Source organism: Streptomyces sp. NPDC018045 (assembly GCF_044327445.1).
In the GTDB taxonomy this organism is placed as follows: domain Bacteria; phylum Actinomycetota; class Actinomycetes; order Streptomycetales; family Streptomycetaceae; genus Streptomyces.
Window position 1 is genome coordinate 20325 of record NZ_JBIRFL010000036.1, and the last position, 22712, is coordinate 43036.

The 22712-nt window shown below is 69.8% G+C and carries 26 protein-coding genes and 2 pseudogenes; 19 read left to right on the forward strand and 9 right to left on the reverse strand.

Annotation, left to right across the window (positions count from 1 at the left end; translation table 11 throughout):
* Window positions 1–39: 39 nt before the first annotated feature.
* The 5 genes from ACH4EB_RS35680 (at window position 40) to ACH4EB_RS35700 (ending at window position 3765) form a co-directional block, all read left to right on the forward strand.
* Window positions 40–306 (forward strand): Atu4866 domain-containing protein, encoded by a 267-nt coding sequence (locus ACH4EB_RS35680; RefSeq protein ID WP_398352528.1) that lies wholly within the window; start codon window positions 40–42, stop codon window positions 304–306.
* A gap of 120 nt (window positions 307–426) precedes the next feature.
* Complete coding sequence (locus ACH4EB_RS35685) at window positions 427–1185, forward strand: SDR family NAD(P)-dependent oxidoreductase (protein ID WP_398352529.1); 759 nt, start codon at window positions 427–429, stop codon at window positions 1183–1185.
* A 468-nt stretch (window positions 1186–1653) separates the two neighbouring features.
* Window positions 1654–2388, forward strand: coding sequence for an alpha/beta hydrolase (locus ACH4EB_RS35690; protein ID WP_398352530.1), 735 nt, complete (start codon window positions 1654–1656; stop codon window positions 2386–2388).
* A gap of 488 nt (window positions 2389–2876) precedes the next feature.
* Window positions 2877–3119: a hypothetical protein gene (locus ACH4EB_RS35695; protein WP_398352532.1), complete on the forward strand. Its 243-nt coding sequence runs from the start codon at window positions 2877–2879 to the stop codon at window positions 3117–3119.
* 112 nt (window positions 3120–3231) lie between these two features.
* The gene (locus ACH4EB_RS35700; protein ID WP_398352534.1) at window positions 3232–3765 is read left to right on the forward strand and encodes a transposase family protein; all 534 of its coding nucleotides are present in this window, start codon (window positions 3232–3234) and stop codon (window positions 3763–3765) included.
* Between the two features lie 363 nt (window positions 3766–4128).
* Here ACH4EB_RS35700 and ACH4EB_RS35705 read toward each other — a convergent pair whose 3' ends face one another.
* Window positions 4129–4617, reverse strand: coding sequence for an NUDIX hydrolase (locus ACH4EB_RS35705; RefSeq protein WP_398352535.1), 489 nt, complete (start codon window positions 4615–4617; stop codon window positions 4129–4131).
* Between the two features lie 196 nt (window positions 4618–4813).
* Here ACH4EB_RS35705 and ACH4EB_RS35710 point away from each other — a divergent pair, with 196 nt between their 5' ends.
* The 6 genes and pseudogenes from ACH4EB_RS35710 to ACH4EB_RS35735 all read left to right on the forward strand — a co-directional run bounded on the left by ACH4EB_RS35710 (window position 4814) and on the right by ACH4EB_RS35735 (window position 10143).
* Window positions 4814–5056: a hypothetical protein gene (locus tag ACH4EB_RS35710; protein WP_398352536.1), complete on the forward strand. Its 243-nt coding sequence runs from the start codon at window positions 4814–4816 to the stop codon at window positions 5054–5056.
* A gap of 333 nt (window positions 5057–5389) precedes the next feature.
* A complete protein-coding gene (locus tag ACH4EB_RS35715) occupies window positions 5390–6118 on the forward strand; it encodes a DJ-1/PfpI family protein (RefSeq protein WP_398352538.1) in 729 nt (242 codons plus the stop codon).
* A gap of 151 nt (window positions 6119–6269) precedes the next feature.
* Entirely contained in the window at window positions 6270–6971 is a 702-nt protein-coding gene (locus tag ACH4EB_RS35720) for a DUF3159 domain-containing protein (RefSeq protein WP_398352539.1), read from the forward strand.
* 206 nt (window positions 6972–7177) lie between these two features.
* Window positions 7178–7348 (forward strand): annotated as a pseudogene (locus ACH4EB_RS35725) (transposase); the annotation flags it as partial.
* A gap of 440 nt (window positions 7349–7788) precedes the next feature.
* The gene (locus tag ACH4EB_RS35730) at window positions 7789–8562 is read left to right on the forward strand and encodes a tannase/feruloyl esterase family alpha/beta hydrolase (protein ID WP_398352565.1); all 774 of its coding nucleotides are present in this window, start codon (window positions 7789–7791) and stop codon (window positions 8560–8562) included.
* Between the two features lie 204 nt (window positions 8563–8766).
* Window positions 8767–10143, forward strand: a complete 1377-nt coding sequence (locus tag ACH4EB_RS35735) for an MFS transporter (protein ID WP_398352541.1) — start codon at window positions 8767–8769, stop codon at window positions 10141–10143.
* Window positions 10144–10350: 207 nt separating this feature from the next.
* Here the strand turns inward: ACH4EB_RS35735 and ACH4EB_RS35740 are convergent, their stop codons facing one another.
* From ACH4EB_RS35740 to ACH4EB_RS35770, 7 genes are all read right to left on the reverse strand, one after another.
* Window positions 10351–10656, reverse strand: a complete 306-nt coding sequence (locus tag ACH4EB_RS35740; protein WP_398352542.1) for a hypothetical protein — start codon at window positions 10654–10656, stop codon at window positions 10351–10353.
* Between the two features lie 90 nt (window positions 10657–10746).
* The gene (locus ACH4EB_RS35745) at window positions 10747–11283 is read right to left on the reverse strand and encodes a hypothetical protein (RefSeq protein ID WP_398352543.1); all 537 of its coding nucleotides are present in this window, start codon (window positions 11281–11283) and stop codon (window positions 10747–10749) included.
* Window positions 11284–11303: 20 nt separating this feature from the next.
* Window positions 11304–11624, reverse strand: a complete 321-nt coding sequence (locus tag ACH4EB_RS35750) for a hypothetical protein (RefSeq protein WP_398352544.1) — start codon at window positions 11622–11624, stop codon at window positions 11304–11306.
* Window positions 11561–12685 carry a hypothetical protein gene (locus ACH4EB_RS35755; RefSeq protein WP_398352545.1) on the reverse strand — a complete coding sequence of 375 codons (1125 nt, stop codon included), beginning with the start codon at window positions 12683–12685 and terminating at the stop codon, window positions 11561–11563. The genes ACH4EB_RS35750 and ACH4EB_RS35755 overlap by 64 nt, the downstream gene beginning before the upstream one ends.
* Entirely contained in the window at window positions 12682–12840 is a 159-nt protein-coding gene (locus ACH4EB_RS35760) for a hypothetical protein (protein ID WP_398352546.1), read from the reverse strand. The genes ACH4EB_RS35755 and ACH4EB_RS35760 overlap by 4 nt, the downstream gene beginning before the upstream one ends.
* A complete protein-coding gene (locus ACH4EB_RS35765) occupies window positions 12833–13159 on the reverse strand; it encodes a hypothetical protein (protein WP_398352548.1) in 327 nt (108 codons plus the stop codon). Before ACH4EB_RS35765 ends, ACH4EB_RS35760 begins: the two co-directional genes overlap by 8 nt.
* A 485-nt stretch (window positions 13160–13644) precedes the next feature.
* A complete protein-coding gene (locus ACH4EB_RS35770) occupies window positions 13645–14382 on the reverse strand; it encodes a GAF and ANTAR domain-containing protein (RefSeq protein ID WP_398352550.1) in 738 nt (245 codons plus the stop codon).
* A gap of 328 nt (window positions 14383–14710) precedes the next feature.
* Between ACH4EB_RS35770 and ACH4EB_RS35775 the strand changes: the two genes are divergently transcribed.
* From ACH4EB_RS35775 to ACH4EB_RS35785, 3 genes are all read left to right on the forward strand, one after another.
* Window positions 14711–15454, forward strand: a complete 744-nt coding sequence (locus ACH4EB_RS35775; RefSeq protein WP_398352551.1) for a GAF domain-containing protein — start codon at window positions 14711–14713, stop codon at window positions 15452–15454.
* Window positions 15451–16179: an ANTAR domain-containing protein gene (locus tag ACH4EB_RS35780; RefSeq protein WP_398352553.1), complete on the forward strand. Its 729-nt coding sequence runs from the start codon at window positions 15451–15453 to the stop codon at window positions 16177–16179. The genes ACH4EB_RS35775 and ACH4EB_RS35780 overlap by 4 nt, the downstream gene beginning before the upstream one ends.
* Before the next feature lie 680 nt (window positions 16180–16859).
* Complete coding sequence (locus ACH4EB_RS35785; RefSeq protein WP_398352566.1) at window positions 16860–16988, forward strand: ANTAR domain-containing protein; 129 nt, start codon at window positions 16860–16862, stop codon at window positions 16986–16988.
* A gap of 403 nt (window positions 16989–17391) precedes the next feature.
* Here ACH4EB_RS35785 and ACH4EB_RS35790 read toward each other — a convergent pair whose 3' ends face one another.
* Window positions 17392–18261, reverse strand: a complete 870-nt coding sequence (locus ACH4EB_RS35790) for an alpha/beta fold hydrolase (RefSeq protein WP_398352554.1) — start codon at window positions 18259–18261, stop codon at window positions 17392–17394.
* A gap of 151 nt (window positions 18262–18412) precedes the next feature.
* On the opposite strand from ACH4EB_RS35790, the gene ACH4EB_RS35795 reads away from it, so the two are divergent.
* The 5 genes and pseudogenes from ACH4EB_RS35795 to ACH4EB_RS35815 all read left to right on the forward strand — a co-directional run bounded on the left by ACH4EB_RS35795 (window position 18413) and on the right by ACH4EB_RS35815 (window position 22578).
* Window positions 18413–19276 carry a helix-turn-helix domain-containing protein gene (locus ACH4EB_RS35795; RefSeq protein ID WP_398352555.1) on the forward strand — a complete coding sequence of 288 codons (864 nt, stop codon included), beginning with the start codon at window positions 18413–18415 and terminating at the stop codon, window positions 19274–19276.
* An 18-nt stretch (window positions 19277–19294) separates the two neighbouring features.
* Complete coding sequence (locus tag ACH4EB_RS35800; protein ID WP_398352556.1) at window positions 19295–19669, forward strand: cupin domain-containing protein; 375 nt, start codon at window positions 19295–19297, stop codon at window positions 19667–19669.
* A gap of 272 nt (window positions 19670–19941) precedes the next feature.
* A pseudogene (locus tag ACH4EB_RS35805) lies at window positions 19942–20174 on the forward strand (IS5/IS1182 family transposase); the annotation flags it as partial.
* Window positions 20175–20814: 640 nt separating this feature from the next.
* Window positions 20815–21888, forward strand: coding sequence for a fatty acid desaturase family protein (locus ACH4EB_RS35810; RefSeq protein WP_398352558.1), 1074 nt, complete (start codon window positions 20815–20817; stop codon window positions 21886–21888).
* Between the two features lie 201 nt (window positions 21889–22089).
* Complete coding sequence (locus tag ACH4EB_RS35815; RefSeq protein ID WP_398352559.1) at window positions 22090–22578, forward strand: Asp23/Gls24 family envelope stress response protein; 489 nt, start codon at window positions 22090–22092, stop codon at window positions 22576–22578.
* The last annotated feature ends 134 nt before the right edge of the window (window positions 22579–22712 follow it).

Here is a 22712-nt window from a genome sequence, read left to right on the forward strand (position 1 = left end):
AGCAGGAAGGACCACACCATTCGAGGAGAGGAGTCCGCCATGGCCGGGACCGTTGAGGGCGACCACGTCGACGTGGTCGGGATGTGGGTGACCGCGGATGGTCACATCCGTCAGGAGCTGCTGCCGGACGGCCGCTACGACGAAGCCCGCGGCGAGCGGCGCAGCGCGTACACCGGCCGGTACACGGTGGCCGGCAGCCACCTGGACTACGTCGACGACACCGGGTTCACCGCCACGGGCGACATCCGGGGCGGGGTGCTCTATCACGAGCACCTCGTGCTCTACCGGGAGCGGAAGTCCTCGTAGAGGAGGCCGGGCCACGGCCGTCCTGGGCACCGGGGGCGAACCCGCCGTCGGCGGACGAAGAAGTCCCGGCACAGCAGTCAGCCAGTCGGTCAGCAGCAACGAGAACCAGGGACCATATCCATGACAGGACAACGACTTGACGGCAAGATCGCGCTGATCACGGGCGCGACCGGCGGCCTCGGCACAGCGACCGCCGAACTCTTCGCCCGGGAAGGCGCCAGGCTAGTGATCACCGATATCGCCGAAGGCCCCCTGCGGGACCTGTCCCACCGGATCGGGGCACGCGGCGCGGAGGTCGTCGCTGCTCGCCTCGATGTCTCCTCCGCGCGGGAGTGGGATGAAGTGATCACCGTCGTACGCGACCGGTTCGGAACGCTGGACGTGCTCGTGAACCTCGCCGGCATCCTGGACTGGCCAGGTATCGAGGACACACGGGAAGAGGCTTGGGACCGCGTCATCGACGTGAACCAGAAAGGCACATGGCTCGGCATGAAGGCGGCGATGCCGCTCCTGCGTGCGAGCGGCAACGCGTCGGTGATCAATACGTCGTCAGTACTCGGCTTGGTGGGAAGCGGTGCGGCTGCGGCCTACCAGGCGTCCAAGGGGGCCGTGCGCCTGTTGAGCAAGACCGCCGCGGTCGAGTACGCCCGGCAGGGAGTACGGATCAACTCGGTGCATCCCGGGGTGGTCGCCACGCCGATGATCCAGGAACTCCTGGACGACCAGGGCGACCAGCAGCCGGACATCCAACGCACCCCCATGCGCCGAGCCGGCCACGCCGACGAGATCGCACCCGCGATCCTCTTCCTGGCCTGCGACGACTCCTCGTTCGTCACCGGCGCGGAGCTGGTGGTCGACGGCGGGCTCACCGCGCACTGAACAACCCAGCCGTGCGACCTCCACATGGGCCTGCCGCGAATGCGTCAACGGCGCGGCCCACTCGGTCCGCGCACCGCACCACTGGGCCTCTGCCAACTCGAAGACGCAGGTCAAAGGGCTGGTGTGATCGTTGCTCAGGGTGCTCACGCTGGTCATGGGCGGCTGTCTGCGCAGTAGATCGTCCGTCAACGGTTGGTTGCCGGTTTTCCGGCGCTCGAATCGGTGGCGGACGTGCGCTTCCCGACCAGTGACAGGCGTGGCTCCGACGCCGTGGTGTGAGGCCACAGAGCCTCCGCACAAACCCGTTGGCGGAACCACGGCAGCCACTGCTACGTTTCCGGTGGCCGTGCAAGAGAGCGAGGAGGTGGTGCCCGTGAACGTATCGACATGGGTGCTCCCCTCCGGGGTCACGGTCGGGCGATAGGTCGTCCGGGAGCGCCGTTCCATGGCACTCCGAAAGGCACGACCATGCGATTCACTTCTGAACGGCGTCTCGACGACGCTGTCCTTGAGCGCGAATTCACCCTCGGCGAGATCCCCGGCATCCTGTGGACGCCCGCATCCACGTCCGCACCGGCGCCGCTGATCCTGCTCAGCCCCCCTCCTCTCGGGCTGCGCAAGGCGTACCCCCGGCTGGTGGCCCGAGCCCGGTACTCCGCGGCGGACGGCTTCGCCACGGCCACCATCGAGCTCCCCGGAAGCGGCGACCGGCCCCGTTGGCCCGCCGCCGAGCAGGCCCTCGCCGACCTGCGCCGGGCCAGGGAGGCCGGCGAACCGGTCAGCGACGAGATCATCGACGCCCTCATCCTCCCCCTGGTCGACAAGGCGGTCCCGGAATGGCAGGCCGCCCTGGACGCCCTCCTGCCGCTGCCCGAGATCGGCGGCCCGGTCGGGTACTCGGGGGGAGTGATCTCCATCGGGACCCGGCTGGCTGTGGTCGAGCCGCGCATCTCGGCCGCTGTTCTGTTCGCCGGGAGTTTCGTGCCTCGCGCCATCATCGAGGAGGCCCGCCAGGTCACCATTCCTCTGCACGTCCTGCTGCAGTGGGACGACGAAGGCAACGACCGGCAGGCGGCCCTGGCCCTGTTCGACGCCTTCGGCTCCAAGGAGAAAACGCTGCACGCCAATATGGGCGGGCACACCGGCGTCCCGCAGTTCGCGGGGGACGCCGCGGCCCAGTTCTTCACCCGACACCTGAAATGACGCCGGGCCGTCAGGCCACCAGCAGACGGTAGCCGTGTTGGCCAGGATGCTGCTCATCCAGGGACGGGTCCCGGCCCTCCTCGGCTCTCTGCACCACGGGCCCTGCCAGACTCTTGGCAGGGGTCCGTGCTGCCCGAAGCCATGAATTGCTCGACGTCTGCGGAGCTTCGAGTGCTGCCCGAACTCGTGTACAGGTGCTGTCGGCTCGTGAACAAAGCCACTCGATCGCACCCTTTTCCGAAAGACCCCATCAACGGGCTTCTGCGATCTGTGCATGCTGGATCCCGAGCTGCTGGAACGGATCACCGCGCGGCGCGCGGAACTGGACGACATTGAAGAACGGCTGGCCAAGGAGTTGGCGGAGGCGCGGGCTGAGTGGGATGAGCTCGCTGTCGCCGAGCGGGTCCTTCAGCGGGTGTCCGGGCAGCTCGCCGAGGAACGCGCCTCGGACCTGCCGGCGCCCCGGGCAGGTGGCCGGACGAGCGGTGATGCCGATCCCGTGCCGCGAACCGGGCCTGGAGGAGAGCACGCTGCCGTCGGACTATCAGCGCATTCTCACCGTTGTGCGGCAGGCCGCGGGACCGGTCATGGCCCGCGAGGCCGGCGAGGCGGTGGGCGTCGACATCAGAGTGCGGGCCAAGCCGGAACCGCTATGCGGCAAGCTGGTCAGACTCGTCGATCGCGGCTGGCTGCGGAAACTCCCCGACGGCCGGTACACCGCGCGCCTGTGACCAGGGGCACCGCCGCCCGGAGGGTTGCGGCGCGGGCGTAACCAGGGTGCCCACGGCGGCCGTTGGAATTGTATGACCAATATCAAGAAGTGCGCCGAGGACACCTGCCGGCTTGTCTACCAGCGCCGTCTGTCGCTGTCCACGCGCACCGTCAACGATCGACGGCACCCTCATCCGCACCCAGCGCCGCACCGGACCGGCCGACCGGCGCAACTACTCCGGCAAGCACCGCAGCCACGGCCTGCACTTCCTCGCTCTGACCGACGGGAAGGGCCGCCTGATCTGGATCTCCGCCGCCCGGTCCGGCCGCACCCACGACAACACCGCCGCCCGCCACGACCACATCCTGACCCACCTACGCGCCGCCGGCCTCGGTGCTCCGGCCGACCTCGGCTTCCGCGGCCTGGACAACGACATCCGCAACCTCGTGATCATCACCGGCTACACCGCCAACCGTATCCACAAACCCACCGCCGGTCAGAAGGAAGCCAACCGCGTCCTAGCTGTCGGACGCGCAGCGGTCGAGTACGGCTTCGCCCACCTCACGAACTGGCGGATCCTCACCGAACTCCGTACCGATCCCGCCCACGCCACCCGACTCCTGCGTGCCCTGCTCGTCCTGACAAACCTCGAAGTCGACCGCTGACGGACGATCTTGTCCGCAGACTTCCGCCCGCGACCAGCACGAGCACCACGAGAACCGATCACACCAGCCCTATGACCTGCGACCTCAAGTTGGCGGGGGCTCAGTGGCCCGATCACGCCACACTGCGCGACTTGCGCGAACCGCGCATGGTCACGACCAATGCTCGGAAGACAGCCCACGCTCCGGGGAGCCTGGCTGAGGTCGAGAGGCGTGTGGAAGGTCTACGACACGACGACACCGAACTCCTCCGGTGGACCTGGTGACCGTATCGGCCTACTCAGGGTTGGCGGGGACGCCCTGCACCCATTTCACGGCCGTGGTGGAAGCAGTAGCGGTGCCGAAGACCGTGTACTGAAAGCCGATTCACTCGTCCAGGGACCTGCGGCTCCCAAGGGCGCCGCCGGGGGCGGCTCGGCCGTACGTCTCGCGTTCGGCCGGCATCTGGGCGAGCGGTCCAGATGGCAGGAGGAAGCGGCCTTCGGCTGCGGCGGTGAGGGCGTCGTCCATCGGCCACCAGCTCAGCTCGAAGTCGACTACGGTCGGAGTGAGTTCCTGTGGGCCCGGGGTGAGGTCGCGTGCCGCGTACAGGTGGACGCGGGCGGTGCTGCTCAGGATGATGGCGTAGAAGTCGAGGGGGCGCCAGGTGCGGGTGGTGACGCCGGCCTCTTCCCGCAGCTCGCGGCGGGGGCATTCCTCGGGGCTCTCACCGTCCTCGCGGCGGCCGCCGGGCCGGAAGAGGTAGTCGCCGCCGTGCCGGGGGAAGCGTGCGTTGAGTAGCGCGACGTGCCCCGCCGCGTCCTGAGCGGCGACTGCGGAGGCATCGCGGGTCGGCCCACCGTCTGCGCGGCTCACGGCAGGAGCGTAGCGGGCTGACGTGTGGCAAAGGCAGGCGACGACCAGCAGGGGACCCAGTCGCTCCTCTTTCGGTGCCGGCAAAATGCGTGCGTTCACATGGGCGAATCCGGCCCGCTTGAGGTGGTCGCCCCTGGTCTCGGGAGGGTACTGCCACCGCGGGATGGTCAACTCTCGCTCCCGGCCCTCCAGCCACTTGCCCCGCATAACCTGCGGGCCGCCCGAGCGCAAGGCGCGGATGCACACCGACCTGGCGCGCCTGGGGGCGATGTCCAAGCCCGAGCCGGCCGCCGAGGCGCTGCTGCACGCCGTACGGGCCTCGCGCGGCGAAGTCCACGACCGGCCTGCCATCCGCCAGATCGTCACCGACCTGGCCCAGCGCCACCCGCGCGTGACTGGAGTCCGCGAACTGGCGGCTGCCGTCACCCCTTCGCGATAAGGCCCTGGGCAGTCGTACGGGCGGGCTCCAGCTTCGTGTCCGCCGAGTCACGCCCGTGACTGCGGAGCGTCCTGGATATCCTCGCCGCCCCCCGACCCGGCTGACGAACTTCGCCTCGTCGAAGCCCACGGCAAGGCCGCCGCTGTGCTCGGCGCCAGTTCCCACGGTCTCCCGACGTGGCAACGTCGGCCAGCAGGAAGAACCCGCAGCTCATAGCGTTGGCGAGATCCCGTTGGAGACTGTCGATCCAGCCCATGGCCCGCCCCTGCCGCGCTGCTTAGCGTGAGGGGCGCGGTCAAGAGACCGGCAGCCCCAGAAGAAATGAGAAGCGCCATGCTCGCCCAGTTCGTCCTCTTCGACGGCTTCGACCCGCTGGATGTCATCGCCCCGTACGAGGTATTCAGCGCCGCGGGGAATTTCACCGACCAGGTGCGGGTCGAGCTGGTCAGCGCCGAGGGGGCCAGGGAGGTTCCCAGTGGGATTCCCGGCGTTTCCCTGACGGCCGCTGCCCCGCTGGACCCGGGCCGCGCGGACCTGATCGTCGTACCCGGCGCGGCGGGCACGCTGACCCCGGGGACGGACGACCCCGCCGGGGGACCGTCCGGCGCGACCATCCCCGTCCTCCTCGGCAACTCCCTCGCCACGGAGCTTCCGGGGCTGCTGGCCAAGGCTCTCGCCACGCCCGGCACCACGGTGGCCACGGTCTGCGGGGGTTCGCTGGTTCTGGCGATGGCCGGGCTCATCAAAGGCCGTAACGCGATGACCCACCATCAGGGCGTGGACCTGCTCGCCCGGAACGGCGTCACCGTCGTCCGCGCCCGCGTCGTGGACGACGGTGACCTGGTGACCGCCGGAGGCGTCACTTCCGGTCTCGACCTGGCCCTGCACCTGCTGGACCGGGAGATCGGCCCGAAGATCGCTCTGGCCGTCGAGCACCTCTTCGCGCACGAACGCCGGGGTGTCGTGTGGCGTGACCAGGGAGCGGTACCGCAGCCCAGCCCCATCGACACGGCGCAGGGCGCCGCCGCCGGCATGCCGTCGTCCGTGTCCGCTTCGGCCTGACACCTCGCACGCATAGGCGTCCCGCCGTACGTTGCCTGCCACGGCGGGTACGGCGGGGCGCGCCATCCTCCGGCGCGGACCGGGAACCGAGCACGTGCCGTCCCCGGCGGCCCGGGCTGCCCGCCGCCACTGTGGCGAACGGAAGGAAGCCATGAACACACCACACAGCGAGGTCTCGACGGGGAGCGCCCCCCACAGTCTCCTCCCGGGCTCCGGCCTCAGCCCTGGAAAGGCGGTGATCAAACGGTTCGGCGGCGTCTCGGGGCTGGTGGCCACCGCGGCTCCCACCCTCGTGTTCGTCGTCGCCGACCGCCTCGGCGGCCTGCGGCTCGCCCTGGTGTCCACGACGGTGGTGGTGATCGTCGCCCTCGCCTGGCGTCTGCGCGCCAAGGAGCAGGTACGGCACGCCGTCATCGGCGCGCTGGTGGCGGTGGCCTGTGCGGCCGTGGCAGCCGGCACCGGGGAGGCCAAAGGATTCTTCCTGCTGCCGATCCTGGTACCGGCCGTGGCGACGGTGGTCTGTGTCGGGTCGGTGGCCGTCGGCCGCCCGCTGGCCGGTCTGGTCGCGAACCGGTTGGTCGGCGGCCCGCCGCAGTGGCGCTCGTACCGGCCCCTTCGGCGCTTCTACGGGGCGACGACGCTGCTCATCTCGGTGGTGAGCCTCGCGAGCCTGGTGGCGCAGGTGATTCTCTACCGCCAGGCCGAGATCGCCTGGCTCGGAGTCCTGCACATCCTCATGGGGCCGCTGTGGCTCGCCGTCACGGCCGCCTCCATCCTCCTGTCCCGCATGGCCGTGACCCGCTATCGCGCGGCGGTCACGCAGGAGTCGGAGTACGCGGGGGCCGAGGCGTGACTGGATAGGACGCCGCTCTGCTGTACGTCTACAGCCTCCTCGCACCCGCCACCGCCTCGCGCGTGAAGCACGAGTTCGCCGACGTTGTCGACTCACCACAGGGCCGAGCTGCCCAGATGATCGTGGCCACGGAACTGCTCCAGTCCGCCTCCCGCGGCGACCACCCGGAACTCGTACCGCCGCTGCGAGCGGTCATCAAGAAGATCAGCGAACGATTGGGACGCCGCCGGTGGGTCATCGAGCGCACCCTGTCCTGGTTGTCCGGCTACCGCCGCCTCAGCCCCCGCTACGAGCGCAACCCCCGCAACCACCTGGCCTTCCTCGGCCTCGCCGCCGCCCTGTGCTGCTACAAACGCCTTGTCCGCCTCACCACGTAGGACACGGTCTGAGAGGTCCTAACGCAACGTGGGACGCAGGCGTCGCCAGCAGATGAGTGAGCAGGCGGGTTTCAGGAGTGCCTCGTGGATGTCGTCGCGAGTTTCCAGCGGATGCGCAGGCGGCCGAACCAGTGCAGCAGCGCGACGGTGCATGGGTGTGGGCACGGGCCGACTACGACGAGAACCCGGCCTGGTACGGAAGTACCGAGTGCGCGGTATCCCCACGCTGCTCAACATCCAGAAGGGCTGGGAAGCCGGCAGCCGACTCGTGGGCTTCGACGGCCCCGGCCTCGCTGCGCAACTGGCCGAACAGGCTGTAGGTCCGCAGTGCCGCCGCCGTGACAGCGGCGGCGGCACCCCCGGGGCTGACAAACCCCTGAGCTCCCACAATGCCGGAGAGACGAAAGGCTCATCTCCAATGAGGAGGTTCTTGTTGGGGGCTGCGCTGCCCGGGCGGCAAGGACACCGCAGACATCTGTCTGTCGGATCAACAGATCCACGCCGCCGAGATGCTCTCCTCTCCACTGCGATGGAAATACCGCCTGGCCAGCGGCGAAAACAGCTATCCCGGCTTCCCCTTCCTCTCCGGCGCCGACATGACCACCCCACTGCTGGGCATGGGCACCCGCGCCCCCGGCCACCCGATGGCGAAGAACAGCGGCTACGGCCTCCAGTTCTGGGACCAGTGGGTGCGGTACTTCGTCAGCCGCGCCCCGGCGCACAATTCACTGGACATCGACCCCCGCCGTCCCGGCGCCTGGCAGCAACGCATCAGCCGTCTCTCCGCCCTGCAGGACGTCAACGACCCCGACCTGCACCGCTTCGCCGAGGCAGGCGGAAAACTCCTTCTCCTGCACGGCACCGCGGACGAACTCGTCAGCCACCGCTCCACCATCGACTACTTCCAGCGCGTCCAGCAACGTATGGGCCTCCATGCCACCGGCGCCTTCGCCCGTCTCTATCTCATCCCCGGCGCCAACCACGTCAACGTCGACGCGTCCTTCGCGGCGAGCTACGACTCGCTGAGTGCCCTGGAAGACTGGGCGGAAGACGGCAAGGCGCCCTCACGGCCTGTCGTCACCGACGCCGGCCCCGCCGAAAACGCCCGCACCCGGCCGCTGTGCGCCTTCCCCTCCTGGCCGGAATACCGCGGCCACGGCAACCCCGCCTCCGCACACAACTTCACCTGTCACGGCGCGCGGCCACGGGCATGATCCCGTCCGGTCGCCCCTTGACCACGGGGCGCTCAGCGGCACAGTGCGCTGCGCAGCGACCACGCACGATCCGGTATGGCTGCGGTGAGGACATCATCGCAGGACCAATGTTCGCTCCGCACATGACGGATGGCGGGGCGCGGGTCCCACTCTGGTGCAAGACCGCAGACAACTTCGGCCACCGTCCCGAAAGTGGTGCTTCACATGCCGTCTCCACCTCCAGTACAGTCCCCGGCCCCCAGGGACCTGAAGAAGATTGTGGCCGCCAGCCTCATCGGCACCACCATTGAGTGGTACGACTTCTTCCTCTACGGCGCCGCCTCCGCACTCGTGTTCAACAAGCTTTTCTTCCCCGATTCCGACCCTCTGGTCGGCACGCTCCTGTCATTCCTGACCTACGCCGTCGGCTTTGCCGCCCGCCCCATCGGCGCCCTCGTCTTCGGCCACTTCGGCGACCGCCTGGGCCGCAAGAAACTCCTGGTGTACAGCCTGCTGATGATGGGCGGCGCGACCTTCCTGATCGGTCTGCTCCCCATCCACGCCATGGTCGGCTCGGCCGCCCCCCTCCTGCTCACCGTGCTGCGCCTGGCCCAGGGCTTCGCCCTGGGAGGTGAATGGGGCGGCGCGGTGCTGTTGGTGGCGGAGCACGGAGACGCCCGACGGCGCGGCTTTTGGGCCTCGTGGCCGCAGACGGGGGCGCCGGCCGGGCAACTGCTGGCCACGGGCGTCCTCGCCGTGCTGACGGCGACACTGTCAGACGCGGCGTTCCATTCCTGGGGATGGCGGGTGCCGTTCCTGCTGTCCGGCGTGCTGGTACTCGTCGGACTGTGGATCCGGCTCTCCGTCGATGAATCGCCCGTGTTCACCTCCGCCCGTGCAGCAGCCGAACGCCGTAAGGCCGAACGAGCCACCCGCGAGAAGCCGCCCATACTCGCCGTCCTGCGCGACCACTGGCGCGATGTCCTCATTGCCATGGGCACCCGCATGGCGGAGAACATCTCCTACTACGTCGTCACCGCATTCATCCTCGTGTACGCAACCGAGCACGCCGACACAAGCAAACAGACCGCACTCAACGCCGTCCTGATCGCATCCGCCATCCACTTCGTGACCATCCCCCTGTGGGGCGCCCTCTCCGACGAGATCGGACGTCGCCCCGTCTGCCTCATCGGCGCCCTCGGCATGGGAATCTGGATCCACCCGTTCTTCACCCTGGTCGACCGGCAGTCCTTCACGGCGATGACCACAGCCGTCACCGTGGCCCTGCTCTTCCACGGCGCGATGTACGCCCCGCAGGCGGCATTCTTCTCCGAACTGTTCGCCACCCGCATGCGCTACTCCGGAGCATCGATCGGCGCTCAGTTCTCGTCCGTGGCCGCCGGCGCCCCGGCGCCGCTCATCGCCACCGCCCTGCTCGCCGAGTACGACAGCGCCGCGCCCATCGCCCTCTACGTCATGGCCGCTGTTCTGCTCACCGTGATCGCCCTCGGCTGCGCCAACGAGACCCGTCACCGAGATCTCTCGGACCCGTACGAAACCGAGCCGGCATCTGCCGGTGACCAACCGGTTCGTACGGCGTGAAACCCTGGCGGGCAGCATGCCGTCGTACACGTGGAGGCCGTCGCGAGGCCGGTGATCTCTTCCAGCCCCGGCGTCGCCTCGGCCAGCACCTGCCTGGCCGGCCCGGGGCGCGCCGAAACTCGTCACGGACTTCCACCTCGAAGCCGCTCATGACGCGGCCCCGGAGGCACGGGTGACGCGGTCGGCCGACGGAGGCAGCGGGCGCTGTCAAAGCGGCACGGGCCTGGTTGGAGGACTCACGCCGATTTCGTCGGGGACCAGCCGGTGCAGGAGTGGCCGACCCAGGTGCAGCGGCGTGGACGCGAACCGGTGGTCCGGGTTGAGCGCGTCATCGCGGTTGTTGCCGGAGGAGACGCGCAGGATGGGGATGCCTGCCGGTTCGGGTATCTCGTCCAAGCGGTCGAGATGATCGTAAACGGCCTTCGGCTCCCTGCCGGTGTCGGTGAAGATCGCGTAGTCGACGCGCGGAAGGATTCCCTCGGCGGACAGGGCGAGCAGGGCGCTGGACCGCACACCGGCGCCAAGGGAGATGGAACGGAATGTGGGGGGTGCGGAAATGAGGGACCTTTCGGTGTACGGAGGCCGGCACCCGTAAGGGTGCTGTCAGCGCCGGACGGGGGTGGTGCGGGGGATGGCGGGTGCCGGCGGCGGAAGCGGGGCGGCCGGGGCCTGCGGCGAGGCAGCGAACGTGGGGCTCACGTCGTCGAGGCCGTCGGCCAGGTGGCGGGTGGTGTCGGTGGCGTCGCGTAGCCACTCCCAAGCGGGTTCGGGCAGATGCCGCCAGTGGGCGTTGCCGCGGACCCATTCGAGGATCTGGGCGGCGTTGCGCAGTTGTTCGGCGGGCTGGGCCAGCACCGCCTGCTGCTGGTCACCGTCGCTCACCGTCCCGAGGGCCTGCCAGAGTTCGTCGAGGGCCGTGGGCAGCGGCGGGGGAGTGTCCGGCAGGCCGTACAGCCGGGCGTGCAGGGACCGGGCCACGACGGTCACCGGGCCGCCGGAGCCCCGGTAGCCGAGGCGAGGGCCGGCCTGGCGGCGCACGCTGAAGCTGACGACCACGTCGCGGGGCGCGGCGTCCGGACGGATCTGGGCGGCAAGGGCGAGGGCGATGTCGTGCGGAGTGGGTGCGTCGTCGGTGGACATGAGGTCTCCCGGGGCGGGGCTCAGCGAGAGCGGCTGATGGTCGCTTTGGGCGCTGGTGCTGGGGCCGGGCGGGTGGCGGACCGCGCGGGGGCCGGGGGCCGGCCGAAGGTGGCGGCCAGGTCACGGCGGCCGTCGGCGCTCAGGTCCCCCCGCGCGTCGTGGAGCCACAGCGGGCAGTCCTCGCGGGCGATGAGACCGCGGGACTCCAGCGAGCGGAGGGGGCTGTCGGCGATCCGCAGATCATCGCGGCGCAGGTACGGCTTGCCGTCGACGATCGTCACCGCGCCGCGCGCCACCGCGCGCAGCGCGGCCTCCTGCGCCGTGTTAGGGGCGAGTCCCAAGCGGTGCCAGCATCGCCGGTTGGGGCCCGTCGGTATTCGGTGACGCACCTTGGGGAGTGCGTTCTCATCCTTGGGAGGGCGGTAAAGGGCTCCTGACCTGATTTTTTGTATGTGCGCACAATGTGCGGTGTGGGCGTTACGGGAGAACTCTTGACGATGAAATGACGCTCGTGACACTCGTTCTGATGGGGCGACAGGCTTCTTGTCGGGCAGGTCGGGCAGGTCGGGCAGGTCGGGCAGGTCGGGCAGGTCGGGCAGGTCGGGCAGGTCGGGTCAAGGCGGCGAGCATCCACGGGGCGGGCGAGGAAGTCCGCGACGAGGGCGGCGGCCGCTTCGCTGTCGATGTCCTCCAGAGCCGGGGCCGTGCCCAGGGGCTCGGCGCGCCAGTGGGCGTAGGAGACGGCGTGGGCGAGGGCCCGTGCGGCGGTCGTCGGATCGGCGTATGCCGGAACGGCGGCGGCACCGCCCTGGAGCAGATGTACGGGAACGTCCTGGTCGAGCAGAACCGCGGCGATCGGCCGGGGCCTGGGCGCGGACGGCGGGACGAGGGCCCGTGTTGCCGGGTCGTCCCCGGTCGCGGCGGACAGGGCAGTGGGCACCAGTGTCACGAGCACGGCGTCCACGGCACCGTGCCGGGCCCCGGGAACGGTGGCGGTGGTGTCCACCGGGTTGACGGCCCGGGCTCCGGGCGGGAGGACCGCGAGCAGATCGGCGATGAGCGGCCCCGGAAGCTCCGGGACCGTCAGCCCGGCTTCCGCGCAGGCATCGGCCGCCAGGACGGCGGCGTCGCTCGCGCTGCTGACCACGACGACGCGGGCACCGGCCGGCAGCGGCAGGGAACGCGGCAGGGCCGCGGTGGAGACCCGTCGCGCTCGGCGTAGAGGATGACCGTTCCCGGGACTGGCGAGCCCCGGGACCAGCACGGCCAGGTGAGGTTGTAGGGAGCCGCGGAGGTGGCCGGGTCCGTTGAGTTCTTCACCGCACTCCACGTCGGTCAGGGGAATGTCCTGGGTGATCCACTGGCCGGTCAGGGTGTGCTGGGTCAGGTAGCGGTGGTTCACACCGGGCCCTCGGTGAACTCCACATAGCAGACGAGGGGAGCCCCATCATCGGACGACAGGTCGCCCTTCATGCTCATGGCCACCCGCGCTTCGAGACGCAGGAGGTGCGCGTGGGGTGTACCGCTGGGCCGGGAGGGCGATCGCGGATCACTCATTGCCGGCCTTCCCCCGGGGGGGGCCAGGGGAAGTTCGGGCCGGTACCAGCCGCAGGTCCGCAAGCATCTGGCCGACGACCGGAGTGCGGCTGTGGAGAACCAGGCGCCGGCCGGGCCCCAGCACTTCGGTGTAGGAGACCAGGGCGTGTGGGGTGGTGAAATTCATGAACGTCATCTCGCGCAGGTCCACGGTGACATCGGCGGGCGCCCCGTTGACGGCGAGCGGGTGGCCCATCAGCGCGGTCTGGTGGGTCAGGCCGATCTGGTCGGACAGCCGCAGGCGGTGGGTCGTCGGTGTGCCAGATGCGCAGCAGCGCATCGGTGTAAGCGGGGAGGCGCACGCTGAGCCTCTTCCCCCGCGCACCCGGCGCCGGGCTCCCAAGGCTGCACACGGCGGCTGATCGTGGTCGTCCGGGGGCCAGGGCCGGTACGCGATGAGGTGGGGAACCGGCCGCCCGGGTCCGGGAAGTACCCGCCGACGGCATGGCCTGCCCTCCCTCGACAAGGCCGCCGGATGCCACCGTCAGCATGGTGATGGGGCCGCCGGAGGCATCCCAGGGATGCCCGTCGAGCGTACGCTGGTCCGGCGGCGCAAAGCGGGCGTCGGCCGTGCTGATTCTCTGAACGGCTGCGGTGTGGCAGACGTGTGCCGGCCCACGGCTTCGCGGACATCAGGTGCACGGAGTACACGGCGAGCGCCCCACACCGTTGCTGCGCCTGGTGTCTCGCTTGATCACCTTCAGACGGGTCGTCTCACCGCGCCGAGGCGAAGGTCCGTCGTAGTCAGGTCATCGGGAAGGTCTGTCAGATGTCGGTGGGGCCGGTGTCGGATGGGTCGGGCAGGTGCAGGTCTTCGTGGACGATGGCGTGGGCGAGGTTGGTGAGGTCGGTGTCGGTGGTGTGGGCGTGGGCGCGCAGGAGGGCGAGGGCCTGGCCGGTGGTGAGGGTGTGGCGGTAGCTGATGATGCCGGTGGCCTGGTGGACGACGGCGTCGGCGGGCAGGAACCAGGCGTCGGTGAGGCCGTCGTCGGTGGACTGCGGGGTGGCCAGGAGCAGCAGCTCCGCGGCGTCGGTGTGGACCTGGGCGGTGTGCAGGTCGGCTGCGGGGAGCGGGCCGGGCTGGTCGCGGTAGAGGGTGAGGGCGAGTCCGGACTGCTGGGCGGGGTCGGGGCCGTTGAGGGCGGGCAGGGCGAAGACGGCGCGGATGTCGTGGGCCAGGGCCTGTTGGGCGTAGACGGGCCACTGGCGTGTGAGGTGGGGGTCGTTGAGGTTGTCGGCGAGGACCGGGGTGCCCTGGTTCAGGGCCTGGACGCAGGGGCCTTCGCCGAGACTGACCTGCAGTCTCTCGGCGTGGTCGGCCAAGGGGCCGGCGGCGCACAGGGATACCCGCTGTGCCAGGGCGGCGTCGGCGGCCAGTGTCAGGCCCACCGAGTAGATGTAGTCAAGGGCGGTGCGGCATGCCTTGCCCAGGTGGCGGGCTGGGTGGTCCTCGTCGGCGTAGCGGGCGGCCAGAGCAACGGCCTGTGCCCGGGTCGCGCTCACCGCGGGTTCGGGGCGCTGGTGGGCGGGCGTTCGGTGGGGTAGGCACACATGAAGGTGTTCCGATCTCCGGCATTCACCGCCGACGCTGCCGTGATCGGAAGCCAATGTCAGTGTGAGAACCGCGTCGTTGTCCTTCGGGCAGCTACACCTTCACCCTACGCCCCGGCCGGGCGGTCCATCGGGCTTGCGAGTATCCGGGGGGCTGTGTTGTGCGCCCGCAGAATTGTTGAGGGCCGTGCGCTCTAGACTTAAGGCCCGCCGGGAGTGCGTCCCTGCCCCGCAATGGCCGTCCTTCCAGCAGGAGGACCGCGCCGGGAGGTGAGCAGCGGTGAGTGGTGATCATGACCTGGCCACCGTTCTGGCCAGCCTGCGCCCTTCCTCCGCCGATGCGGGCCTGGTCGGCGCCGATGCGCAGCGGTGTGCCCGGGCCTTGGACGTGGACGGTGTCGCCGCCGCCGTACTCACGGACGGTGGCCCGAGTGAAGTGGTGTGGTGCTCCGATGACGTCAGCGCACGTCTGGAGGAGGCGCAGTTCACCCTCGGCCAGGGGCCGGGCCTCGAAGCGGGCGTGAGCTGTGCGCCGGTGCTGGTGCCGGACCTGTCGCGGGTGCCGGGCGGGCGGTGGCCGGTACTGCTGCCCGAGATCGCGGCGTTGGGCGTCGGTGCGGTCTTCTGCATTCCGCTGGCCGTCGGGGGCGCCTGCCTGGGCACCTTGACCCTGCAGCGTACGGCGCCGGGCCCGCTTTCGGACGCCGCGACGACCGATGCGTGGCTGGTGGCCGACGCGCTGACCGCCGTGCTCTTGGAGGGCGGCCCGCAGCGCGACGCCTTCGCCGCCGCCGAGGAGGGCACGGGCTTCTTCCACGCCGTCGTCCACCGGGCCAGCGGCATGGTCAGTGTGCAGGCCGGGGTGCCCGTGGCCCAGGCCCTGCTGCGGCTGCGGGCCCACGCCTTCCGCCACGGGCGCCCGGTGGCCGAGGCCGCCGGGGACGTGGTGGCCAGACGGTTGAGCTTTCGAGATGATGAAAACGGGCCGGACACCACTGCCGGCGAAGGGACTGAAGGGTCATGACACGTGAGGAACACCTGCTGACGGCCATGGTCGAGGCCGTCGACACCCTGGTGGACGACTTCGACCTGATCGACTTTCTGCACCAACTGTGCGACCGCTGCAACGCCCTGCTGGATGTGTCGGCCGTCGGTGTCATGCTCGCCGACCCCAGCGGCAGGCTCCACCTGATCGCCGCCTCCGACGAACACACCCGGCTGCTGGAACTGTTCGCCCTGCAGACCAACCAGGGCCCCTGCGTGGAATGCCACCGCAATGGCACCGCCCACCTCAACATCGACCTGAGCTCCCCCGCGCAGACCGCCGCCTTCCCCCGCTTCGCCGCCCGTGCCCGACAGGAGAACTTCACCACCACCCACGCCCTGCCGATGCGGCTGCGCCAGCAGGTGGTCGGGGCACTGAACCTCTTCGACACCCGCGCCCAGCAGCTCAGCGACACCGACGCACGAGTGGCGCAGGCGCTGGCCGATGTGGCCACCATCGCCATCCTGCAGCACCGCACCCTCGTGCACGCCAACATCGAGCGCGCCCAGCTCAAGGCCGCCCTCTCCAGCCGCATCGTCATCGAACAGGCCAAGGGCATCCTCGCCGAACGCTGGAACACCGACTTCGACACCGCCTTCGACGCCCTGCGCCGCCACGCCCGCGCCCACCAGATGCCCCTGACCCAACTCTGCCGACAGGTCACCGACGGCATCCTGGACACCACCGCCATCCAACGCCCCTGACCCAGCCTCCAGCCCGCGCCGGCCCGGTATCCGCCCCAGACCCCGGCGGAAGGACATGTCCCTTTCGCCACTTGCCCGGCACCCACCTCGTTGTAGGGACACCCCGTGGCCAACGACCACCACGTCGCGGCATGGCAGTGCATCGCCGCCAGCAGCCTCACCGGCGGCTTCGGCCTCACCACCGTCTGCCGGGCCAGCGCCGATGATGCGGGTGCCGACTTCGCCGGCGCCTCCCTCGTCGTCGCCGGAGAATTGCGCCTGCTGGCCGCGGCCACCGACGAACGTGCCCGGCTCGTCGAGGACGCTCAGATGGTCACCGGCGAAGGGCCCTGTACCGAGGCCCACGCCCAAAATCGCCCCGCCGAAGCCGCCGACCTGCACCACACCGCTGCCCGGTGGCCCGCCTTCACCCCTATCGCCTGCGCACAAGGCACCCGCGCCGTCCTGCCCCTGCCCCTCGCCGCCCTGCCCATCGGCGCCATGGACCTCTACCGCTGCGAACCGTCCCCTTCCCCCCGGCACAGACGAAACGTGCCGCCGCCTAGGCCCGCATCCTCGCCCACCTCGCCCTCACCGCCCTGGACGAACATCCCCACCTGCTCACCCACCAGCCCCGAACGCCCCGGGCTGCCCGGCGCGGCCTCCAGGGCTACCCGCCCACCGTCCACACGGCCGCCGGCATCCTCGCCGAGAAATACCAGCTCACCCTCGACGACGCCCTCGCCCGCCTGCGCGCCTACTCCTTCCGCCACAACCAGCCCCTCCTGCACACCGCCCAGCACGTCCTCGACCACCATCGCCTCGACTGACCACACCGACCCGGCCGACGAGCCTGCCAGACCGGCAAGAACAGCGGCGATACCGGCAAAGGCCAGGACGCATCCCCGTCTCGGCCACAGCACAGGAGAATGAGGCCCCCGGCCAGAACAGGGACCTGCCCCTGCACGCACCCGCCCAGCAGACGAACGGCCGCAGATAGGTGTAGCTCCCTCTGAGGGAGTGCTACATCCACTCGGGTAAGGCCGCTGCTCGTGGCAGGACGACTGACGTTCTCGTGGCGGACGGCAGACGGCAGACGGCAGACGAGCGGGCTGCAGACGTCTGGTCGTCAGAACGCGTCGCCGTAACGTGGGACTTTCGTTGTCGGTGTAGAGGTCATCTGCGGTGCGGTACGCCTCGTACGGCACCCAGGCGCCGCCCCGCCTCCGTGTGTCATGTTTTCGGCGTGCCGGTGAGGAGGGAGCGGACCGGCGTCGCGCAACCGGCGGCGTCTTCGAGCCATGGGTTGTGACCGCCTGGCACGACCGCCAACTGGGCTTGGGGGATCTTCGCCACGCTTGGCCGCCCCTCTCGGAGGGAGCAGAACACGTCCTGTTCGCCCCAGATGAAGTGCAGCGGCGCTGTGATACCGGCCAGTTCGGTGTCGGTGAGGATGTTCTCCCGGCGTGCGGCGCGTCCGTGCATCAGGCGGCGTAGCAGCGCGCGGTAGGAGGCGGCCTGCCCCGGCAGGCGGAGTGGGAGGCGGTGCAGGTCGAGCAGATCGTTGGTCATGCCGTGCGCCGCGTTGGTTCCGATGGCCTCGGCGAGGGCCGCGCGTGCCAGCGCCCTGGGTGACGGCGGTCGCATCGACCACTGGACGAGTGGGCCGCGTACCGGGGAGGCCAGTGCCGCCATCGAAGCGGTTCCGCGGATCGTGGGCAGTGCTGTCGCGGGCGTGCCGATGATCGCTGCCCGGGATATGCGAGCCGGTGCGTCGATCGCCGTCCACAGGGTGAACAAGCCGCCCAGGGAACTGCCGACGAAGGCCGCCTGCTGGAGTCCGAGCGCGTCCAGAGCTCCTGTCAGTACACGGACCGCCAGGTCGCGAACGGGTCGGCCCTGCCAGCGGTAGGGCGGCGCGAGACTGTGCCCGGGCAGGTCGAGCAGGACGTGGCGGTGGCCGGGCAGTTGGGCGATGAGGGGGGCGAAGCCCATGGCCGGAACCGCCAGACCGTTGACGTGGATCACGGGTGTGCCCGAGCCGGTGGTCAGAGCGCGTAGCCGGACCGGCGGATCTTCGAGCATAATGGGGTGTTCGGTCATCGTCAGTCCGTAGGCGGCGGCGACGTGCCTTTCCGCCGTCCGGATCCGTTTCTCAAGCCTCGTGGCAGCATGCATGACTCCACTGTCACCGTCCCCGCGCGCCGGTTCTTGGACAAATGTTCCTGCGGTCTTCGGCGCGTAGTATGGGGAGATGCGATCCACCGTGCACGAGCAGGATGCTGTGACCGGGTGGGATGTCGCGCGGCCCTCGCGGCCCGGCCGGATGTCGGGTGTCAGCATGGCCGGGTTCCGCGACCGGGGTACGGGTCCGGTCGATCTGCGGGCGGTCCCGCACCCGGCCGTCACGTTGGTGGTGGAGTTCGGTGAGGGCTGGCTCGTCGTGGACGACGCCACCGGCCGGCAGCAGCGGGGAAGCGTCGTCGCCGGGCTCACGCTGGGCGAGCTTCGTACGCGGGGCGAGAACATCGAGTGCGTCGAGGTGCACCTGTCCCCGGTGGTCGCGCGCACCGTGCTGGGCGTCGGCCCGGTGGAACTGGACCGCGCCGTGATCGCCCTCGACGATCTGTGGGGCCGGGACGCGTCACTGCTCCGGGAGCAACTGAGGGATGCCCCGTCGTGGGAGAGTCGTTTCGCGTTGACCGACGCCCTGCTCGCCCGTCGATGCGAGACGGGGCCGTGTGTGGCGCCGGAGGTGGCCCGGGCCTGGGACCGGATCGTCGTCAGCCGTGGCCGGGTGCGCATCGATGATCTGGCCCTCCAGGTCGGATGGAGCCGAAAGCGCCTGTGGTCCCGGTTCCGGTCGCAGATCGGTTGCTCTCCCAAGCGCGCTGCGAAGCTGGTCCGCTTCAACCATGCCGCCCACCACCTGGCCACGGGCACGAGTGCGGCCCGGGTCGCGGCGGAGGGCGGTTACGCCGACCAGTCCCATCTCCATCGGGAGGTGAGGGCGTTCACCGGAGTGACTCCGGCGATCCTGGCCGGTGACCCAGGGCTGGCGGTGGACGGCACCGCGTGGGCGGGTCAGGGACCATTCGTACAAGACCGGCGCCCATGAGGCCGTGAAGGTGGGGACATGAGCAAACACGACCCCCTCGCCGTCGCCAGGAAACTCGCACCGTTCGACTTCCGGGAACTCGCACCGTTCAACGGCGCCCCGCTCTGCGTGTACTACGGCGACCGGCTCGGCCGGTCCGACTGGGAACTGCACCCCGACACCGACGAGTTGCTGATGGTCCTGGAGGGCAGTGTCACCCTCGAAATCCTCACCGGTACCGGCCGCTACCGCGTACCACTGACGGCCGGCCAGTTCACGATCGTGCCCCAGGGCCACTGGCACCGGCACACCGAGGTGCGCGACGTCATCGAGTTGTTCTACACGCCGGGCACCACCGAGGAATCCACAGCCGACGATCCCCGCGTTTCCGCTTCGGCTCCAGCAGATGTATGAGGCCGGCCCGCAGAAGACCCACGACAAGGAGCCGGCCGGCCACGGGAGTCGCGGCAGCGGACGACCGCCGCCGACCATGCGAACGGACAGCCGACGGTGCCGCATCCTCCTCCGGCCGCTGCCCGGCTCCCACCCGCCGCAGGCGCTACCTCCGACGGACCGGTGTGAGGGCCTGGACGGACCGTGGAACGTGTGGCAGAGGTGGCCAGCCCGGTTCCAGGCAGGCCCGGTCCGGCCAGCGGCACGAGTGCGGTTCCGGACGGGGGGGAAGGCCGGTCGGCCGGGTGGCCGCCCGGCCGACCGGCGCGGTTGCCGCGGACAACGCCTGTTCGTCCCGCGACAACTGTCCCTACCTGCGCAAACGCAACAGCGAAGCGATCATTTCGGAGAAGAAGGACCAGGCTGCCCACCGGAAGAAGAAGGCTCCACGGGCGGGCGGCCCGTCCGCCACGACATCGGTCTCTGCACGAAGCGCGACACCGTCGAGCGCCTGATCAGCAACCTGGCGCGCATCGCACGGCTCCGGTGGGCGGACAGCCCGTCCCGGACCAGTACTACGCGGTCACCGCCGTAGAACGCCTTGGCCTGCTCCAGAACCTCGATCAGTGCGGTGGTGTCGTAACTGCCGGGCTTGAGGTGGAAACACAGGCGCGGACCGAGAACGGGGTCGGTGGCTTGGTAGCCGAGGGCTGCAGCCCACGGCGCCCGTTTCCAGCCCAACCGGTGCCGAAAGAGCGGAGTGCGTCTGGGGCGTAGGCGCGGCGGATCCGAGGCAACAGCGAGACGCCTGATTCGTCGAGGAACACGATCCAGCATGTGTGTTCACCGCCCCTTTTTTGCCACGTGTGCGTACATGGCTGGAGTCGCATCTGTTCAAGGAGGGCGGGGAGGGGTACGGTGAGCACAGAGGCCCCAGCCCCCGGTCGCGTGAGGATCCGCCCGGAGGGCCAAGTGCCCCACCACCGACACTCTGTCCACAAGTTCACGGACCTCGCTCAGCGTGGTGACCCGTCTTCCGGTGCGTCTGCGGCACGTGTCCATGGGGCTCGCCGCCGGTGCACCATGGCGTCGCACCGCGGGCAGCGTCCGGCCCTGTCGTCTTCCGTGAGCACAGCCGGCCCATTGGGGCCGGCGAGATTGGCTGTATGAGTTCTTACCTCCCGCTGAACCAGGTTCTGCCCTTGCCCCGGCGTAAGGGCGGCAGCGACTTCGCCCGGCTCTCCAAGAAGATCGCGGAGGCCGGCCTGCTGGAACGGCGGCCGACCTACTACGCAGTGCGGGTCGCCTCGGTGGCCGTGCTGTACGCCGTCGGTTGGGCCGCTTTCGTCCTGGTCGGTGATAGCTGGTGGAGCCTGGCCGTGGCCGCGTTCCTGGCCTTGGTCTTCGGCCAGGTTGCCCTGGTCACCCACGATGTGGCGCACCGCCAGGTGTTCCGGCTGCGCCGGGCCAGTGAACGCTCCGGCCGGGGGGCTGCGAATCTGGGCATCGGCATGGGTTACGGGTGGTGGCAGGACAAGCACACCCGCCACCACGCCAACCCCAACCATGAAGAACTGGACCCGGACGTCGTCCCGGACCTGCTGGTCTGGTCCCAGACCCAAGCACGCGCCGCCACCGGACTTCCCCGGCTGCTCGGCCGCGCCCAGGCGTTCCTGTTCTTCCCGCTGATCCTTCTGGAAGCCTTCAACCTGCACGTGGCCGGCGTCCGGGCACTGGCCAACCGCTCGCTCAAGCGCCGGGGGCTGGAAGGAACCTTGCTGTTCGCGCATTTCGCGCTCTACCTGACGGCGCTGTTCTTGGTGCTCCCGCCCGGTATGGCGGTGGCCTTCCTGGCGGTTCACCAGTGTCTGTTCGGCGTCTACCTGGGCTCCATCTTCGCTCCCAACCACAAGGGCATGCCCACTCTGACCGGCCCCGAACGCCTCGATTTCCTGCGCCGCCAGGTCCTCACCTCCCGCAACGTACGCGGCGGTTGGTTCATCGACATCGCACTGGGCGGCCTGAACTACCAAATCGAACACCACCTGTTCCCGAACATGCCCAGTCCGCATCTGCGCAAGGCGCAGCCCATCGTCCGCCGGTACTGCCAGGAGGCAGGCATCGACTATCTGGAGGCCGGCCTGTTCGCCTCCTACCGGCAGGTTCTCAAGAGCCTGCACCACGCCGGCACCCCGATCCGCCAGGGGACCCGGGCCGCCCCTGACGCGCCCACCGGGTAGTGGTGACTCTGTCGTCCGGGGACGTCATGAACAGCGGGCCGACCTCACAGCCGGCAGGTGCCCCGGACGGGGGCGCGAGGCTACGGAGACATCGTCAACCAGTCCGTGCAGTTGCTGAGTTGGCCGGTACTCGCGGTGTACGGAACAGCCCTGGCCGTTGGAGTATGAGAGCCGGTGGACCACCTGAGGAGGTGGCTTCGCATGACGGAGCCGATCAGCCCGAGCACGCACAAATCCGCTGAGCCCCGCCGCCCGGACAACGCGACGACACCATCCGGGCGGACCGGCCCCGCCCAGTTGTCCTCGCCCCGGGGCAAGACCACCATCGCGGACGGCGTGGTGGAGAAGATTGCCGGAATGGCAGCCCGTGAAGTGCCCGGCATCCACGCACTGGGCGGCGGCCTCGCCCGTACCTTCGGTGCGATGCGTGACAAAGTCCCCGGCGGCGGCTCGAACTTCAGCCGCGGGGTCAAGGTCGAAGTCGGTGAACGGCAGACAGCCATCGACCTGGCCGTGGTCGTCGAGTACGGGGGCAGCATCCCCACCATCGCCGCCGACGTCCGCGACAACGTGACCTCAGCCCTGGAACAGATGACGGGCCTGGAAGTCGTCGAGGTCAACATCTCCGTCAACGACGTCCACCTGCCCGACGACGACACCACGGAAGACACCGAAGACCGAGTCCACTGACAACCGGTATAGAGTTCCGCTACGGAGAAACGTTCCGTCAGAAGGCGGAGCCGAAGACCTCCCGTCCGTCGCCGCTCTCCAGGACGTCCGGTACGCGGGACGCCAGGCCCGCACCACGTCCTGTTCGACGGGCG